Source organism: Bacteroidota bacterium (assembly GCA_005882315.1).
Lineage (GTDB): Bacteria > Bacteroidota > Bacteroidia > Chitinophagales > Chitinophagaceae > VBAR01.
This window is the reverse complement of record VBAR01000002.1, coordinates 24,554-43,487: the sequence shown is the minus strand read 5'-3', so window position 1 is coordinate 43,487 and position 18,934 is coordinate 24,554. Positions and strand designations below refer to the sequence as shown.

Sequence of the window (18,934 nt, the reverse complement as noted above, 5' to 3'; positions counted from 1 at the left end):
TGATTTATTCCCGAGTAGCTTCTATTTTATCTTCTGTCTTCAATCTCATTGGTTGAAATTTTAAATAAGTAAGCGAACGCCATAACCATTCTACCGGACCAATGCGGAAATGCTTAAACCACCAATGACTGAGGAAGATGAGGCCGGCATAAACTGGTAATGCAAGTAACAATCTATAAAAAGGACCGATCTTTCCGCTGAGGTCAAATCCATAATGGAAAAACACTACATAGGGAATAACATGAAGTAGATAATTGGTCAAACCCATTCTGCCAACAGGTGCAAGAAATGCCAAACGTTTTTTCCAATTATCATTTTGCAGAAGTAATGTTAATGCAGCTGCATAAGCAAAGGTCATGGCCATGACACCAAGGCTCCACGAAAGACTAACAAACAATCTTAGAACTTGAGGATAGGATCTGAATCGTATGTTATGGATATAATTCCATGCTTCTGATCCAAGCAAGATCAGCATTCCGATTGTTCCAATTATAAATCCCCACAATTTTACTTTTTCCAGGAATCGCTTATTGGCCGTTACATCATAAAAAATTCTTCGTCGACCCGCATATAACCCGATCAGAAAATAAGAAAGTATATCAGTGATATCAGATCCCCAAAAGAAATCTTTCCATGACCAGTTCTTAAAACGGTTCCAGAAACCTATTGCATTGTTCACCACAAATTGCGTATAGGACGGTTTGTTTTTTTGTTGATTTGTGGCACTTCTGTTCTCGATTTGCTTTTTCAACGCTTCCTGTAAATCGGCATTGATCCTACGATAGATCAAATTGCTTTGACCAGGGATACTAATAACGTAGCTGCTGATTTCTCCGGTAGAGTCTTTATGAAATGTAAAAGTATGATTAAACTCTCTTCGGATAAACTCAGAATCGGACACGCCGGATAATCGGATTCGCATAGACATACCTTCACCGAATAAAGTATCTTTATCTCTTACAATGATCGCTTTTCTTGTGGTGTCTAGTTGATTTTGATACACTCCAACATATCTGTTCAGCAATGTTGTGTCAATTAGAATCTCTTTGCGTGAATTAACAACGGCTGCGGATTTTTGCTGAATGATAATATCTCTTGCAAAAGGAACCAATACACAAAGCAGTGCCAGTATGGGTAAAAATTTCCCAGGTATTTTATAAAAGATCAAAAGAAGCAAACCCACCATGGCGTATTCATGAGGGATAGTTTCTGCACTAAGGCAAGATGCAATCACACCAATAATAAAAAGAACGATCATCCGGCGAATGAACGTAAATACAAATGGCGCTTTTCTTTCTTCAGCCCTCAGTAACTGAATGGCAAAGCCTAATCCGAAGAGGAAACAATACATGGACATAGCTTTGTCGTCAATAAAAAAACGGATGGGCCAATAAACGAGTTGATCAAAGAACCCTGTTCTTCCTTCTGCAGGAGTTACTCCCTGGTTATCTACAGTAAAGTTGGCAATCACAACTCCTAAAAGAGCAAAAGCTCTAAGAATATCAATAGTCTGGATGCGTTCTTGTTGCCCAACAGGAGTTAAGTTTTGGTGTGGCATGGTGGTTTGTTTCAACTAGTAGAGGTATCCTAAGGTAGGTATAACTATCCGGTATGAGAAATAAAGCCCCAACTAGATGGTTATCTTTCTATCTCTTGCTACATTCTTCCATTCGCCTGTTACTTCACCATTTTCAATTGTATAAACTGAATCATACAAAGCAACTGTCGGGCAAATATGATAAGGAAGGCCATATAGAATATCGCCGGTTTTGTAGTGATGCCCCTCTCCTGCCTCAACAACCAAATGCTCCTCACTTTGACTGACTGCTTTCAAATCTGGTGCATTGAGAAAGTAAACCCGTTTAGTAATTTCATTTTCTGCCGCTACTGATTTATGCCCAAGATCAAGACATATCTTACCAGCAGCAGGTAAAGAAATAACTCTTGTTATCAATACAGCAGCAGTTTGAACTTTTTGTTCGGGGCATAGATCAGTATAACCTTTATCCCAATAAACAAATGTGCCGGGGCTGCATTCTATGTTTTTTCTTTTACAATGGACAGAAAAAGCCGGTGAGCCACCCATGATGATGGTTGGCAGATTTAATTCAGCATTTAAAACTTCGACTATTTTAAATGCTGAATCGCATTTTTCTTTCTTCGCTTCAAAATCAACATCACGGATATGACCATCATAAGCATGAAGGCCAACAACAGATAACCCTTTTAGTGTTTTGCAATGATTGAATAATTCAATTACTTCTTTATCCGGTGAAATACCTGTACGGTTCATCCCGACATTTAAATCGATAAAAACCGAAACACTAAGATTTGCAAAACTGAAAGCAGAAGCTTGTTCATTTGCAGCCGCAATATTATCAGTCAAACAGGAAAATTTTGTAGCCGGGTATTTTTTTATAAGTAAAATAAAGCGATTCAGTTTTGGGCCAAGTGGCTGGTAAGCCAGCAGTACATCCGGCGCATTGCATTGAGCCAGCATTTCGGCTTCTGCAATAGTTGCGCATTTGAATTTTGTAATACCAGCCTGCAGCATCATTTGTGCTACTTCCCGTGATTTATTGGTTTTGATATGCGGCCGCAGGCGGTTTATATCGCCGATCATTTCTATTGCGAGTTGGATATTATGTTTTACTCTATCCGGAAATACAACTAATGCAGGTGAATCCAGTTCATTGATGTTTTTTATTTCGTACCAGTTTGACATAAGAATAATTTTTCTGTCTCAATGTAAATAAAATTGGCCACAGAGTATCACTGAGTAAAACGGAGAACCGCAGAGCGGCTTATTTCTCCATGGCACTCCTTCTTCTCGGTGGCTCTCTTTGGGCTTATAAGCCGTTTGGGCAATGGCCGTTAATCCGGTATTTTTGCAAACTTCCCTGCTGAATAGACCCGATAGCTATCGGGTTACTGAACGTACAAGAGTGCCCTTCGACAAGCTCAGGGTAAACTGGCAAAGGAAGATAAATAGTAGTACTAAAGCTTGGTACATAAAATAAAAATTATTGAGGAGATTGCTTCGTCGCTATGCTCCTCGCAAGTATGACTCAACCTAAACGATACTTAGTTACCAGTGCATTGCCTTATGCAAATGGATTGAAACATGTGGGCCATTTAGCCGGGGCCTATATACCTGCGGATATATATGTACGTTACCTGCGGTCGCAAAAAAGAGATGTAGTATTTGTATGCGGCAGTGATGAACACGGAACGGCGATACCTATACAAGCGACAAAAGAAGGAACAACGCCCCGCGCCATCATCGATAAATATCATGAAGCAATGAAGCAGGATTTTGAAGACCTGGATATGAGCTTCGATATTTATCATCGTACTTCTGATCCGCTACATCATGAAACAGCGCAGGAATTCTTTACATATCTGAATGACCGTGGTGAATTAGAAGTAAAAGAAACGGAACAGTATTATGATGAAGAAGCAAAGTCTTTTTTAGCTGACCGTTATATAAAAGGTATTTGTCCCAACTGCGGCAGTGACCGTGCCTATGGCGATCAATGTGAAACCTGCGGAAGAACATTAAGTCCTGATGAACTGATAAACCCGGTGAGTACATTAAGCGGCCAGACACCCGTGAAGAAAAAAACTTCGCATTGGTATTTGCCATTGGGTAAGCATGAAGATTTTTTACGTAAATGGATATTAGAGCAACATAAAGATGACTGGAGAGGAACTGTTGTAGGGCAATGTAAAAGCTGGATCGAAGGCGGTTTGCTATCAAGAGCTGTAACAAGAGATCTTGATTGGGGAATAAAAGTTCCTGTGGCCGGTGCGGAAGGAAAGGTTTTGTATGTATGGTTTGATGCACCGATCGGTTATATCAGTGCAACCAAACAATGGGGACTTGATAACAATAAAGATTGGTCGCCATACTGGAATGATAAGGATACAAAGCTTGTTCATTTTGTAGGCAAGGATAATATTGTATTTCATTGCATCATTTTTCCGATCATGTTGAAGTTGCATGGAAATATTATACCGGATAATGTTCCGGCGAATGAGTTCCTGAACCTTGAAGGCGATAAGATGAGCACAAGCCGAAACTGGAAGCTTGACATGAGAGATTATATCAATGATTTTGTAAAGAAAGAAAATGGCGGTGGCCAATGTGTGGATATGCTGCGCTACTATCTTACTCAAATTGCTCCTGAAACTAAGGATAGTGAATTTACATGGAAAGGATTCCAGGATGCAGTGAACAGTGAGCTGGTTTCAATTTTTGGAAACTTTGTAAATCGCACCTGGGTGCTGATGCATAAACTCTGCAACGGAAAAGTACCAAAGCTGCATGAAGACGTATTGGATGATGATGACAAGTGGATTATTAAAGAGATTGAAAATGCGAAGCCGAAAATTGAAGCATTCCTTGAAGAATATAAATTCCGTGATGCATTGTTTGAAGTAATTGATCTTTCACGGAGAGGCAATCAATACATGCAGAAGAAACAGCCATGGATCGTTGCTAAAAAATTAGAGTCTTCAAAAGTCTCCCCTGCAGGGGGAGATTTAGAGGGGGCTCAAAAATCGATTGATAACTGTATGCATTTATGTTTGCAGCTTACTGCGAATCTTGCGATTTTCATCAACCCATTTTTACCCAACACGGCAAAAAAGATGCTGAGCCTGATGAAGGTGGTGGACAAAATGCTGGATTGGCAAAATGCCGGTAAAATAAAACTGCTAAGTGTTGGCTATAGTCTGCGGGCACCGGAATTATTGTTCAGAAAAATTGAAGATGATGAGATCAGTTTTCAAATTGAAAAACTAAAAGCAGGATTAGTAAAAACAGAAACTAAGAAAATGGAAGAACCAAAATCCACAACCAGTAAGGCCGAAATCCAGTATGATGATTTTGCTAAACTGGAAATGCGCATCGGAACAGTAACAGCATGTGAAAAAGTACCGAAGGCTGATAAACTTTTAAAATTGTCTGTTGACCTCGGAACAGAAACAAGAACAATTGTCTCAGGCATTGCATTGCACTATACCGCAGAAGAAATGGTGGGTAAACAGGTAGTACTTGTTGTAAATCTTGCTCCGCGAAAAATGAAAGGCATCGAAAGCCAGGGAATGATCCTGACAGCAGAAGATAAGGATGGCAAGCTTCGTTTGTTAAGACCCGAAGAAGCAGTGAGTCCCGGCTCGGCTGTAAGTTAAATAATCAAAGCCGCCTCACCTGGCGGCTTTTTCATTCCCGTAAAATTTGAGTACCTTAAACGCCTATTAACCCAACGATGAATGTGGATCGTACAACTTGAGAAAAGAATTCTGAAAATCTTCTGTATCCTGCTGGGTATTCTCATTCTTCTCGCCGCATCAGTTCATCTTTACATCGCTAATAATGCTGAAAGCCTGATTGAAGATCTGGTACGCAGTAAATCGGGTAATAAAATAAGATTGGATCTGAAAAGGATCAGGTTTAATTATTTCAGCAATAAAATTGTGCTGGAAAATGCAACATTTTATTCTAACGATTCCATTGACAGCGAGATCACCTATCGCATTTCAATTGAGAAAATCAATTTACAGGTGAAGGGAGTATTACCCATTTTTACCAGCAAGGAATTGATCATTGACTCACTGACAATAACCTCACCTGATATCCGGATCACCCAATTGAAAAAAAATACTGATACATCGGTAGGGGAAAAAGTCACTATCTCCGAAGAGATGGGAAGAATTTACAACTCGGTGATCGATGCATTAGCGACATTAAAGGTGAAACGGTTTGAATTGAACGAAGGTAAATTTAGGCTGGAAGATAAAACTGAACCGGGCCAAAAGCCACTTGAAATAACAAACCTGCATTTGCATATTGATAACCTTTCTACTGATACATCCCGGTATGCAGAATTCTTTTCAAGTGACCAGATGGTTTTCAAAACCCATCACCAGTCAATTACCTTTCCCGATGGCAATCACACATTATCGTTCAGCCGGTTCAGGATCAATATCCGTAAACGGTTGATCGAAATAGACAGTTGTACCCTGACCGGAAAAAAAATGGGAACAGACCTCGATAGTTTCTCCGTTTATTTTGATACTGTAAAACTTGTGAAAGCAGATTTCAATGCACTCTACAAAAAAAACCTGATAAAAGCAGATTCACTTTTTTGCCGGAACCCTGTATTTAAAATTGACCTGCAACTACAAAAACAACAGAAGGAAAAAACGAATGTATCCAACCTTGATACGTTGATCCAGGAACTTACCGGTGACCTGTCATTAGAATATATAGGTGTAACTAACGCATCAATAAAAATTAATACTTACCTGGGTAATGCTCCCAGCAGTTTCAATTCTGATCGCAACAATTTTGAAATGCAAGGGCTTTTGATTGATCATAGCAGACCGAAGCCAGTTTCATTAACCGGCTTTTCGATGGCCATTCATAACTATACGAATTACCTGCAGGATAGCAGTTATATCATCCGCTTTGACAGTATTTCGTTACGTGAAAACAAAATTCTATTAAGCCATTTTTCAGTAAATACAGAAGCACATAAAGATAACCGGAATATTAAAGTCAGGCAGTTCGGTTTAAGTGGGCTTTCCTGGGCAGATCTTTTATTTAAAGGAAAAATTATTGCACACGAAGCTACTCTTTACAACCCTGAGATAAACTATACGCAACCTGAATCTGTAAAAAAAATAAGTAAATCTTCAGCTCTTAATGCACTTCGCAGAAATAATTTTATACAGCTTGAAAAAATAAAAGTAGTAGACGGGGAAATTAATATACATGGCCGCAACGAAACATCTTTATTACTGAAGAATACAGACTTTGTTATAAATAGCAGAAACTATGCGATCAACTCTTCCATTACTACTACCGAACAGTTTATTGATTCATTGAGCTTTACTAAAGGGGTTATAAAAGCTAAGGGTTTTATGATAGACTTAAATAACGCAAAGTTTGGAGGTGGGAGAGACAATTTATCGGCCGAAAAAATGACAGTTTCAAGCACGGGCCAGAATTATACATTTTCTGCTACTGATATTTTCTTGAGCTCAGTTCAATTCCAGGACTCGTTGAATATTATTTCTGCAAATGAGGTAAGCTGGAAACAGGGGAAACTTGAAATAAATAAGACAGATGAAAAAAAAGAAAGTAGAAATAATCTCTTGCTTATAAACCTGGGTTCTCTTAAAGCAGCTAACACTGCAATTAATATCAATATTAAAAATAACTCAACTTCTTTTTTTCTGAATGAATTGGAGGCTACTGGGTTTTCTTTTGATGGCAAAGCCGATTTTTCAGATCTAAAAATAACAGCTACTAAGTTCCATCATATTACACCTGAATCGGAATTGAGCGGAGATAGGGTTTCGCTTTCACAGAGCATGCCTTCATCGATATCAAACTTTAATTACAAAAAAACCACTGGGTTAACAACTACGGCTGATGTAAGTATTCCCGGAATTTATTTTACGCCTGATCTAAAAAATATTTTAAATAAGCATTATGATCTGAAAAATGTAAGGATTGACGATCCGAGACTAAAACTTATTTTGACTAAAAAAACAGACTCTGCAGCGATCAAGCTTCCTATAATAAATATCAACAGTTTTGAAATTAACCGACCTGTTATCAGCCTGGAAAATGTGTCAGGAGATCAGCGTTCAGTAGTTTACTGGAACGGGGCCGATCATAATTTCATTAAAGCTGATAATATACAGACGCATACCGTATCCAATGAATTAAGTGCGGAAAGATTAAATAGTAACATTTCTGATCTCACTTTTACTACATCCGCAAATAAATTCATCTCAACTAAGAATAGTCAGCTTACTTTACGGGCAAGCTCATTAGTCCTGAGACCAGAACAAAAATTATACTGGAAGTTTTTCTTAAATGAATTGAAAGGAACCGATATTCAATTTGACAGTGTTGGCAAAAACGCAACTCCACTAAACCTGCACGATGTTACACTCAGAAATTTTTCTTTAAGCAGTGACAACACGGCTTCACCAAAGGACATATTGGCCAATAGTCCTTCATATTCAATAGCTATTCGATCCGGGAGCTTCATAAATGAAAAAATTATTTCTCACTGGAAAAACATATCTATCGATAAAGCAGCCCAATCATTCTCAGTTGATAGCTTTTCCGCTATCCCCGTTTTATCAAGAGATGCTTTTATTAAAGCAAGTCCTTTTCAAACTGATTATATAACATTCAGTGTTGCGAACATTCATTTGAAAGGTTTCGTACCTGACAGTTATTTTACCGACAGCACCATCCGGATCAATTCAATAAATTTTTACAACCCGTATTTTACTTCATACCGGGATAAAAGACATCCGTTTAAAGCAGGAGTTATCAAACCCCTTCCTTCCAAATTGGTTCAGCTTATTCCCTTCAGGTTTTCAGCAGACACCATAAATATTTCTGAAGGCACTGCGGTATATAGCGAGGTAAATGACAAAACAGATGAAACGGGTATCATAACTGTTACACGAATAAGCGGCGATATATTTCCTATTAAAAATTTTGATATTGACGCCACGGACAGCTTGCGGATAAGATTGAACTTCTACCTGCTGGATACCGGTTGGATACGCTTACGTACAAGAGAGTCTTACCTTGATTCACTATCGGGGTTTTTATTTACTGTAAGAATGCGGCCACATTCATTATTATACCTGAACTCCATTCTTTCCCCGTTGGCAGCCATCAAACTACAGTCAGGCTATCTTGACACAATAACTATGAGGGTAATTGCAAGAGATAATTACTCAATAGGCGAAATGAATATGCACTACCATGATCTGAAAGTGCAGTTTTTCAAAAATGATATTGAAACAAAAAAACACCTCTTACAAGGGTTGAAGACTTTTATCGCCAATAGCTTTGTAATAAAAAATGAAAATGATAAAAGAATAGGTATGGTTTATTATACCCGCCAAAGGGAACGTTCCTTTATTAATTATTACATTAAAACATTTATGAGTGGTGTGGCTTCCTCTATTGGTGCAAAAAACACAAGGAAAATGCTAAAGAATTATCAGAAAGAATTAAAGAAACGCAACCTTCCGCCTATTGATTTCGATTAATTAAATTGCAGGCCATTCATTTTAAAACAGGGTCATGAGTAAGAAAAAAATTATCTGGACAATAGTATTGATCATTGTGGTAGCAGGAGGGTTATATGGTTACAAAGAATACACAAGAACAAATAAAAAGCTGGATGGTGTAAAAGCTGATTTTACAACAGCTGCTGATGCATTAATAAGCGAATTTGATGTAAAGGATTCGGCCTCCTATAAAAAATATGATGACAAAATAATTGAGGTTACAGGTATCATGAAAAACTCTAGCCTGGAGAATTTTACCATTTTCTTAGGAGACCCCGGTAAGCTTTCTGCCGTCAAATGCGAGTTAGATACAAGTTTCCGTAATAACACAGTATTCCCGGCTATAGGTTCAGAAGTAAAGGTAAAAGGCCATTTTGTTGGGTTTCAAAAAGATGAAATGATGGGGCTTGGAATGGATATAAGTTTAAATCGTTGTATCATTTTAAACAATGAAAAAAAATAGTTTTATGAGATTTGTATTGATCTGTACCGGCCTATTTATTATCTCCTTTGCTTCTTCCGCACAAGAAAAATATTTTACAAGAAGCGGTAAGATCCAGTTTTTTTCAAAAACAAAAGCTGAAAACATTGACGCCACCAGCCGGAGTGCTGCTGTTGTGTTGGATAGCAAAACCGGGGATTTGCAATTTGCTGTATTAATGAAAGGTTTTGAATTTAAAAAAGCCCTGATGCAAGAGCATTTTAATAAAGAGTATATAGAGAGTGACAAATTTCCTAAAGCAGAATTCAAGGGACAAATAACAAACAATGCAGATATAAAATATACAACCGACGGAACCTATCCTGCAAAAGTGAAAGGCAAGCTTACTATTCACGGGGAAACGAAAGACATTGAAACTACAGGAATAATTACAGTTAAAAGCGGGAAAATAATAACAACTTCAACTTTTAATATTCAATTACCGGATTATAAAATAAAAGTACCTTCTGTAACACGCAGCCAGATCTCAGACGATATAAAAATTACAATTGATTGTTCACTTGAAGTGCTGAAACAGTGATCAGGCATACAGCGGGAAACAAACAGAGAGTGTGCATCCGTTTCCTGGATATGAGTCAATTTTGAATTCACCATTCAGGACGTTTACACGGCTGGCAATATTGGTAAGACCGATACCCCGCATTTTGGATTCATCTACTTTAAAACCAACCCCATCATCACTTATTAAAAGGCAGATACGATCATCTTTACGTGTAAGATTTATTGACACCCTTTCAGCATTTGCGTATTTGCGAATATTATTGCTTTGTTCCTGCACAATGCGGAATATCATTAATTTTTGTTCATCCATTAGCACATCCTCCAATTCGCTATCAAATTCATAATTCACAGGTATATCATTTAACTGCTTAAATGAGTTTACTATTTCCTGGATACTTTTCTTAAGACCCAGCACTTTTACCAGTGATGAATTCAGTTTTTTGGAAAGTTTTCTTATTTCTTCTACAGCCTGCAATTGATACTCTTCCGCCTTCAGCAGCAATTCAGTAGCCATATCAGGTTGCTTGCGGGCCATATTGATATAAAGTTTAGTGCTCATCAGCAATTGATTCACATTATCATGGAGTTCTTTGCTGATATTATCTCTTTCTTCCTCTTGTGCTGCGATGGTTGTTCTGTTGATCAGTTTTTGTTGTTTGATCTTTTCATTGAGCAATTGCTCCTCGAGTTTTTTTCTTTCTGTTATATCCTGTATGGCCCCGATAATGCGGACCGGTTTACCATCTTTATAAATAAAAAATCCTTTATCAAAAAGCGTTTTATATTTTCCATCGGAGCATAAAAACCGGTACTCATCTTCCCAGCTTTGCTTATTTACTTTTAGGTACTCCTGTACTTTACCTCTTACCCTGTCTTTATCATCCGGATGAACCTTGTTAAACCACCAGTCAAGATTTGATTGTATTTCCTGCATGGAATAACCTGAAAGCTTACTGAAATTAGGGCTGCGGTAAATTTCATTTGTTTCCAGGTCCTGGTCCCAGATCGCATCGCTGGTAGCATTGGATATAAGACCAAACCGTTCATTGGTTTTTTTGAGCTCAGCCAAAGTATCCTGGTGGTCCGTAACATCGAATGCCTGGAAACCGATCAGTCTTTTATAAGTTTTTACAGGTATATGAAAACGGTATAAAGCAAATTTTCCTATTGTACCATCTAATCGTTTTGATTCGGCAATTATAAATTTAGGTTCGTTTGATTCCAGGAATTGTTTGTTCTTCTCAAGAAATTTTTCTGCAACTTTTTCAGAAAAAACTTCGCTGATATGTTTATCCTTACCACCATCTGCCAGGTTATATACAGAGGCGAATAATGAGTTCGTATAAACAAGTATTCCATCTTCATCACATATCCATGCATAAGCATTACTGTTATTCATAAATGTTCTGAACAATGCCTCGCTTTCTTTGATCCTGTCATTCGCATGTTTGTTAGCTGTGATATCATTAAAGCTGGCAACCACTGCCACTATTTTTCCTTGCTCAACTATTGCCTGTGAGTTTACAAGCAGCCACACCAGTTTACCATCAGGTCTTTCAATACCCATAGTGATATTTTCCTGGCCCAAACCGGTTTTAAGTGTAACTGTTCCAGGAAATTTATCCAAAGGAAATTCTGAGCCATCTTCGTTTATAGCCTTCCAAACCGGGCTTGTAGTTAGTTTACCTACCAGCTCTTCCTGTGAAAAACCTAATATTTCTGCAGCCCTGTGATTAGATGCCCCGATCGAGCCATCCGTATTGATTATTACTACTCCTTCGAACAAAGTATCAATAACAGTCTGGTACTTTGATTCTGCTAATAATAATTTTTCTTCGTGATGGTCTTTCCCCGAAATGATTTTAGAAACAATAACACATCCCGAAACAACATTTATATCATTGTAAACAAGAATTGCTGAAGTATTCAAACGAAAGACCTGGTTATCGTACCGCTCATAGACTACTTCGCCATTCCAGTAACCGGTTCTTTGAATTTCAATGATCATGTTATTCAGGCTTGAACCCGGAAAACTGATATTAATTATTTCAAACAAGTGCTTTCCTTTTGCTTCTTCTACATTGCGGCCAAATAAAAACTCGGTAGTGGGGTTCCAGCCAGTTACATTGAACTTGCTGTCAGTAAGAATTATCGAATCTGAAACATCTGTAGCAGCATTGGTAAATAAATCCGGAGACTTATAACTTACGGTCAGGTTATCTGATGGAGATTTACGGTTGGCTCTGTGGTGCTTCATGGGTTTTCCCAAGTTCTTTAAATGGTTGACTTATGGAATTTTAAAACGATGCTGAAGATAGTTTTTGTATTCAGGGAGTGGTACTTTAAACAGTTTTTATTCAACATCATATATAATAATGCGATTTCTACGATAGGAAGTTTACTCATTTTTTAAAAATGTTTAACCCTGATCAAGATTTCCTTATTTACTGAACTGTGCTTCCGAAAACAGCAGGGTCCAACTGAAAAACCCTTCTTTACTAAAATCTCTTATCTTCGAATTCGAAATAGTTGTTTAACTAACTAAATTTTATGTCCAGAAGAACAATCAAAAAAGTAGCCGTATTGGGGAGTGGTGTAATGGGTTCAAGGATCGCTTGTCATTTTGCCGGCATAGGTCTACAGGTTTTATTGCTCGATATAGTCCCGAAAGAAGCCGCGGAAAGCACAAAGCCTGCTGAAAGAAATAAATTAGTGAATGATGCATTAACGGCTGCAATAAAAAGCAACCCCTCTCCTGTTTATAATAAAAATATAGTAAAGAAAATCAGTACAGGCAATTTTGATGATGACATGAAAAAAATTGCTGATTGTGATTGGGTGATTGAGGTTGTTGTGGAAAGATTGGATATTAAACAAAAAGTATTTGAGCAAGTTGAAAAATGCAGAAAGCCCGGAACTTTGATTACTTCAAACACTTCAGGTATTCCCATTCATATGATGGCGGAAGGCAGAAGCGATGATTTCAAAAAACATTTCTGCGGTACCCACTTTTTTAACCCTCCCCGTTATTTAAGATTACTGGAAATTATTCCGACTCCTTATACCGATCCGGAGATCATCGATTTCCTGATGAACTATGGCGACTTATACCTTGGCAAAACAACTGTGTTGTGCAAAGACACTCCCGCTTTTATTGCTAACCGTATTGGTGTGTATGGTATCATGTCCTTATTTGGTTTGGTTGATAAAATGGGATTAACGATCGATGAAGTAGATGCATTGACAGGGCCAATCATCGGAAGACCAAAGTCTGCTACGTTCAGAACTGCCGATGTAGTAGGCATTGATACATTGGCAAAAGTGGCAAAAGGTGTTGCAGATAATTGTCCTAATGACGAAGCAAAAGCAGCATTTACTATTCCTGCATGGTTAGATAAAATGGTAACTAATAACTGGCTCGGCGATAAAACAGGCCAGGGATTTTTTAAGAAGACAAAAGGCAGTGGTGGTGAAAAAGAAATTCTGACTTTGAATTTGCAAACAATGGAATATGGCCCGCGGGTAAAACCAAAGTTTGCAACATTAGAAGCCGCAAAACCGATTGATGATTTAAATACAAGATTAAAAATGCTTTATGCCGGGACCGATAAAGCCGGTGAATTCTATCGCCAGTTTCATTATGGTTTGTTTTCCTACATCTCTCACCGTATTCCTGAGATAAGTGATGAACTCTATCGTGTTGATGATGCAATGATGGCCGGCTTTGGCTGGGAGATCGGCGCATTTGAAAGCTGGGATGTATTGGGAGTAGCTAAAACAACTGAAGCAATGAAAGCTGCCGGCTATAAAGTAGCCTCATGGGTAGATGAAATGATCGCGGCTGGAAATAAATCATTTTATAAAGTTGAGGCAGGAAAAAAATATTGCTATGATCCTGCTTCAAAAACTTATAAGGTATTACCCGGTGGCGATGCATTTATAGTAATGAGCAATTACACTGATAAACTGGTTTGGAAAAATGCAAGCTGCAAGTTGTATAACCTGGGTGATGATGTTCTCGGGTTACAATGGTTTACAAAAATGGGAAGCATCGGTGGTGATGTGTTGGCCGGTATTCAAACAGCTATAGATAAAGCTGAGAAAGGGCATAAAGGTTTGGTAATTGCAAATGAAGGCGCCAATTTTTCTGCCGGTGCCAATGTAGGAATGATATTTATGCTGGCGATCGAGCAAGACTATGATGAAATTGATATGGCGATACGTATGTTCCAGAATACGATCATGCGGGTTCGTTATTCATCTATACCTGTTGTGGTAGCACCGCATGGTTTGGCATTAGGTGGTGCATGTGAAATGAGTTTGCATGCTGATAAAGTAGTTCCTGCTGCTGAAACATATACAGGTTTGGTAGAAGTTGGCATTGGTGTAATACCCGGAGGTGCGGGCACCAAAGAATTTATTTTACGTGCAGCAGATGAAATGCATGAAGATGAACCGGAAACAATAACTCTTAAAAATCGTTTCTTATCAATAGCAACTGCGAAAGTTGCTACCTCAGCACATGAAGCATTTGATATTGGTATTTACAGGAAAGGCCTGGATGAAATATCTATGAACCAGGGACGCCGGATCGCTGAAGCAAAAAAATCGGTGATCGAAATTTATGATGCTGGTTATACCATGCCTGTCATCAGAAATGATATAAAAGTACTGGGCCGTTCTGCATTGGGTGCTTTATATGCAGGCATCAATGGAATGTGGCGGGCAAAATATGCAACTGATCATGATGTAACAGTTGCAAAGAAATTGGCATATGTAATGTGTGGTGGAGATTTAAGCGAAGCACAATTAGTGTCTGAACAATACCTGCTTGACCTCGAAAGAGAAGCTTTCCTGAGTTTATGTGGTGAAAAGAAAACACTGGAAAGAATACAAAGTGTACTTAAAAGTGGAAAGCCCGTTAGAAACTAGCCCTTTTGGAGTAGTCACTAATCTTATGGTATAGCGTAACTTTCAAGCTTAAACCAAAACTGAACATGTTAACACGCAGAGTTATACTTTACCGGCTATATCTTGTATTGAATGTTGCAGTCATCTGGGTGTTATTCAGCCTCCTCTTCTTATATAATATCGTTGAAGTAGAAAAAAGTGTGCTGGCAACAAGAAATCTGAGTTTTTTCTCACTTGCATTTGCCATGTTAGGTATCATTATAGCCGGCGCCGAAGCTTTTTTTCTTAAAAACATGTTTCGCAAACTTCCTATCTGGCTTTCGACTATACTAAGGATGACCATTACATTTATTCTCTTTTTAGTTGTATCAGTTATTGTAGTCTTTGCCTACTGGTTTTTTCGTCACGATGGTGGTGAAAGTTTTATTCAGTTTGAAAAACATTTTGTTCAAGATGTTCTTCTTACACCCAGCTTTTTGATGCTGATGGTAGATCTGGGATTCCTGGCTTTTCTCTCTATTCTCGTTTTAGAAATATCTGATAAATACGGACCAGGTGGCCTGAGGAATTTGATAAGAGGTCGTTACAATCATCCAAGAAAAGAGAACCGAATATTTTCATTTCTTGATATGAACAACTCCACTGTGATCGCTGAACATATCGGTCATGAAAAATATTTCAATATGCTAAAAGAATTTTTCAGTGATATCACTGAACCTATTCTGAATAACGGTGGGCATATTTACCAGTATGTAGGTGATGAAATTGTTTTATCCTGGCAGAATGACCAGAAAGGAAAACAGAACTGCCTGAATTTTATAAAAGAGGCTTACATGGTTTTTAAAAAGAAAGCTGAAAAATATAATGATGAGTTTGGTTTTGCTCCTTCGTTCAAAGCCGGTATTCATGCAGGTGATGTTACAGCCGGTTATATTGGCATAATAAAAAAAGATCTTGTGTTTAGCGGGGACACATTAAACACTACTGCCCGTATTCGTAGTAAATGCCATGACCTGGGACATTCATTTGTTGCTTCGGGTGATTTTTTAGCCGATTACAGATCTACCGGCCGTTTTAGTTTTGAAGAGATCGGCGCCATTGAACTGAAAGGAAAACAGGAAAAAGTAAAATTGTATGCTATCCTGTTTCCTGAATTGGTTGAAGTCGTTCATAAGCATAGTAAACCTGTACCTGCATTAAAACTGATTTCCTCCCTGTAGAGGCGAATAGAGAGGCCCGATTATTGAGTTTGCTTATTTATCATACTATATGCTCAGCACTTCAACTATTAAACTACTCAGGATCCCTTTTTCTTTTTTCCTTTCACCTATTTATTTTTTTTCGCTTGCACAGGTAGTTGATATTAACTGGACCAACGCTGCTTTGATATTCCTTATACTTCATTTCCTGATCTATCCTGCCAGCAATGGTTATAATAGTTATATGGACAGGGATACCGACAGTATCGGTGGCCTGGAAAAACCACCGCCACCTTCCCGGCAACTCTACCGGGTCTCAATTATTTTAGACTGCGCTGGCATTTTATTGAGTTTAATGATCGGCCCCCTTTTCACTGTAGTCATACTCTTTTACATCGGTGCATCCAAAGCCTATAGTTTTCGTGGTATTCGCTTAAAAAAGTTTCCATACTTAGGCTATCTTGTTGTTATCATTTTCCAGGGAGCGGTTACGTTTTGGTTAGTGTATTATGGAAGCAGCCGGGAAGCCGGCATTTGGGTACCCTGGCAAGGGATGGTGATATGCTCGTTATTGGTTGGTGGCTTTTACCCGCTAACACAGATCTACCAGCACCGGCAGGACATTGAAGATGGAGTGAGTACTATTAGTTACAAACTGGGATATATAGGTACTTTTATATTCTGCACGATTGTTTACATACTGGCCTGGGTATTCATGGCACAATTTTTTATCCAGTATGGGCAAGGGAATCAATTATTGATGGTTGGCATCTTTTTTATTCCCGTTATCGTTTACTTTATACGATGGTTTGTGCAAGTAAGCAAAGATCACCAGGCAGCTAATTTTAAAAATACAATGAAAATGAACTGGCTGGCGGCAACCTGTACAAATATTTCATTTATCATCCTCTTAATCTGGAAATGTCTTGAGTAAAATTATATCGATAGGAACTGCGGTACCGGAATACCGGCATGAACAAAAAAAGATTTTTGAGTTTATGGACCGGGTATATGCACCCAATGAAACCGAAAGAAGAAAACTTAGATTTCTATACAGGCATTGCGGTATCGAAACACGATATTCAATTTTTCCTGATTACAGCCTTCCTGCAAATGAATGGGAATTCTTTCCTGCTTCTGAAAATCTTGAGCCTCCTCCCTCTCTTGAAAAAAGAATGCAAAGTTTTCGGGAGCATGCTGCCCCCCTTTCTTTAAAGGCTATTAATAATTGCTTAAAAGATTTTCAAGATCAACATATCACTCATCTGATCACGGTAAGCTGTACCGGCATGAGTGCTCCCGGCCTCGATCTTGAATTATTGGAACTATTGAACTTGCCGGTTACAACCTGGAGAACCTCGATCAATTTTATGGGATGCTATGCAGCTATTCATGCTTTAAAACTGGCCGATGCAATTTGCAGGGCCGATACAAAAGCGAATGTGCTGATAGTATGTGTAGAATTTTGTACCCTGCATTTTCAAAACGAATACACACCAGACAATATCTCCAGTAGTTTATTATTTGGTGATGGTGCTGCTGCTGTACTTGTTACCGGTAATAACGATGCAGAAGGGATGAAGATCGATCATTTTTATTCTTCAGTAATATTAAAGAACAAGCAGGATATGGTTTGGGAAATGTCTTCCACTGGCTTCCAGTTAACGCTCAGCAGTTATATTCCCGATCTGATCCAGGAAGATTTTAACCAGCTTGTCAATGAAGCAGTGAACGGAGCCAGTTTACATATAGATGATATTACACATTGGTGCATTCACCCCGGCGGTAAAAAAATTTTAGAAGCAGTACATAATAGCCTGAAATTTACAAACGGACAATTACAACATTGTTATGATGTGCTGAATGATTATGGCAATATGTCTTCTCCGACTGTTCTTTTTGTTCTGGAACATATAAAACAGTCCTTGAATAAAAAACAAGACAATAAAATATTTGGTGCGGCTTTCGGACCCGGACTAACTATAGAAACTTTTATTTTATCAGCATGATCAATCTCCGTCAGCGTAGTTACCAGAAAGAATTAATGGATGGTGATGATATTCCTTTCCAGGCAATGGCTCAAACTTTAAAGGAGTTAAATATTGTCAACACAAGATTAGGAGGGCATGCGATCACAATTGAGGGAGTCAGGCAATTAATAAAAGCTAAAGATCAACTCGTCGTTTGTGAAATTGGTTGCGGCGGTGGCGATAACCTTTTTGCTGTATATAAATACTGTTTAAAAAAAGAAATACCTGTTCGGTTTATTGGTATTGATATGAATCCTGAATGCATTGCATTTGCCAAACAACAATATCCGCAGCTTCCTTGTGAATGGATCTGCAGCGATTATGCTTTAGCAGATCTTTCAGGAAAAGAGCCCGACATTATTTTCTCTTCTCTTTTTTGTCATCATTTCACAGATGCACAATTAGTGCAAATGCTACAGTGGCTGAAGAAAAACAGCCGCTCAGGTTTTTTTATAAATGATCTGCATCGTCACTGGCTTGCTTACTACCTGATCAAATACATAACGATGTTCTTTAGCAGATCTTATCTCGTTAAAAACGATGCTTGTTTATCCGTTGCCCGCAGTTTCAGAAAAAATGAATGGAAAGATCTTTTTCGGCAAGCAGGTGTAGCGCTGCATAATATCCGTTGGAAGTGGGCATTCCGCTGGCTTGTTATAGGTAAAAATTAAAAT

Annotated in this window: 12 protein-coding genes; 9 read left to right on the top strand and 3 right to left on the bottom strand. The window is 38.3% G+C overall.

Annotated features, from left to right (window positions below):
* Window positions 1–4: 4 nt before the first annotated feature.
* Together E6H07_11345 and E6H07_11340 are read right to left on the bottom strand one after the other, a co-directional pair.
* Entirely contained in the window at window positions 5–1,558 is a 1,554-nt protein-coding gene (locus E6H07_11345) for a DUF418 domain-containing protein (GenBank protein ID TMI63373.1), read from the bottom strand.
* Between the two features lie 72 nt (window positions 1,559–1,630).
* Window positions 1,631–2,725: a D-TA family PLP-dependent enzyme gene (locus E6H07_11340; protein ID TMI63372.1), complete on the bottom strand. Its 1,095-nt coding sequence runs from the start codon at window positions 2,723–2,725 to the stop codon at window positions 1,631–1,633.
* Between the two features lie 323 nt (window positions 2,726–3,048).
* Here E6H07_11340 and metG point away from each other — a divergent pair, with 323 nt between their 5' ends.
* The 4 genes from metG (at window position 3,049) to E6H07_11320 (ending at window position 10,139) form a co-directional block, all read left to right on the top strand.
* Window positions 3,049–5,196, top strand: coding sequence for a methionine--tRNA ligase (gene metG, locus E6H07_11335; protein TMI63371.1), 2,148 nt, complete (start codon window positions 3,049–3,051; stop codon window positions 5,194–5,196).
* Window positions 5,197–5,277: 81 nt separating this feature from the next.
* A complete protein-coding gene (locus tag E6H07_11330) occupies window positions 5,278–9,096 on the top strand; it encodes a hypothetical protein (protein TMI63370.1) in 3,819 nt (1,272 codons plus the stop codon).
* Window positions 9,097–9,130: 34 nt separating this feature from the next.
* Entirely contained in the window at window positions 9,131–9,580 is a 450-nt protein-coding gene (locus E6H07_11325; GenBank protein ID TMI63369.1) for a hypothetical protein, read from the top strand.
* The gene (locus E6H07_11320) at window positions 9,567–10,139 is read left to right on the top strand and encodes a YceI family protein (protein TMI63368.1); all 573 of its coding nucleotides are present in this window, start codon (window positions 9,567–9,569) and stop codon (window positions 10,137–10,139) included. Before E6H07_11325 ends, E6H07_11320 begins: the two co-directional genes overlap by 14 nt.
* Here E6H07_11320 and E6H07_11315 read toward each other — a convergent pair whose 3' ends face one another.
* Window positions 10,140–12,377, bottom strand: a complete 2,238-nt coding sequence (locus tag E6H07_11315) for a PAS domain S-box protein (protein ID TMI63367.1) — start codon at window positions 12,375–12,377, stop codon at window positions 10,140–10,142. It lies immediately after the preceding gene.
* Window positions 12,378–12,670: 293 nt separating this feature from the next.
* Between E6H07_11315 and E6H07_11310 the strand changes: the two genes are divergently transcribed.
* From E6H07_11310 to E6H07_11290, 5 genes are all read left to right on the top strand, one after another.
* Complete coding sequence (locus E6H07_11310; protein TMI63366.1) at window positions 12,671–15,052, top strand: 3-hydroxyacyl-CoA dehydrogenase/enoyl-CoA hydratase family protein; 2,382 nt, start codon at window positions 12,671–12,673, stop codon at window positions 15,050–15,052.
* Between the two features lie 65 nt (window positions 15,053–15,117).
* Window positions 15,118–16,251 carry an adenylate/guanylate cyclase domain-containing protein gene (locus E6H07_11305; GenBank protein TMI63365.1) on the top strand — a complete coding sequence of 378 codons (1,134 nt, stop codon included), beginning with the start codon at window positions 15,118–15,120 and terminating at the stop codon, window positions 16,249–16,251.
* A gap of 49 nt (window positions 16,252–16,300) precedes the next feature.
* Window positions 16,301–17,164 (top strand): prenyltransferase, encoded by an 864-nt coding sequence (locus E6H07_11300; protein TMI63364.1) that lies wholly within the window; start codon window positions 16,301–16,303, stop codon window positions 17,162–17,164.
* The gene (locus tag E6H07_11295; protein TMI63363.1) at window positions 17,157–18,239 is read left to right on the top strand and encodes a type III polyketide synthase; all 1,083 of its coding nucleotides are present in this window, start codon (window positions 17,157–17,159) and stop codon (window positions 18,237–18,239) included. Before E6H07_11300 ends, E6H07_11295 begins: the two co-directional genes overlap by 8 nt.
* Window positions 18,239–18,931: a methyltransferase domain-containing protein gene (locus E6H07_11290; protein ID TMI63751.1), complete on the top strand. Its 693-nt coding sequence runs from the start codon at window positions 18,239–18,241 to the stop codon at window positions 18,929–18,931. The genes E6H07_11295 and E6H07_11290 overlap by 1 nt, the downstream gene beginning before the upstream one ends.
* The last annotated feature ends 3 nt before the right edge of the window (window positions 18,932–18,934 follow it).

Coding starts and splice junctions, on each gene's coding strand:
- E6H07_11305 (TMI63365.1), top strand. CDS start 15,118: ATGTTAACACGCAGAGTTATACTTTACCGGCTATATCTTGTATTGAAT.
- E6H07_11315 (TMI63367.1), bottom strand. CDS start 12,377: ATGAAGCACCACAGAGCCAACCGTAAATCTCCATCAGATAACCTGACC.
- E6H07_11330 (TMI63370.1), top strand. CDS start 5,278: ATGTGGATCGTACAACTTGAGAAAAGAATTCTGAAAATCTTCTGTATC.
- E6H07_11320 (TMI63368.1), top strand. CDS start 9,567: ATGAAAAAAAATAGTTTTATGAGATTTGTATTGATCTGTACCGGCCTA.
- metG (TMI63371.1), top strand. CDS start 3,049: ATGCTCCTCGCAAGTATGACTCAACCTAAACGATACTTAGTTACCAGT.
- E6H07_11310 (TMI63366.1), top strand. CDS start 12,671: ATGTCCAGAAGAACAATCAAAAAAGTAGCCGTATTGGGGAGTGGTGTA.
- E6H07_11340 (TMI63372.1), bottom strand. CDS start 2,725: ATGTCAAACTGGTACGAAATAAAAAACATCAATGAACTGGATTCACCT.
- E6H07_11300 (TMI63364.1), top strand. CDS start 16,301: ATGCTCAGCACTTCAACTATTAAACTACTCAGGATCCCTTTTTCTTTT.
- E6H07_11345 (TMI63373.1), bottom strand. CDS start 1,558: ATGCCACACCAAAACTTAACTCCTGTTGGGCAACAAGAACGCATCCAG.
- E6H07_11325 (TMI63369.1), top strand. CDS start 9,131: ATGAGTAAGAAAAAAATTATCTGGACAATAGTATTGATCATTGTGGTA.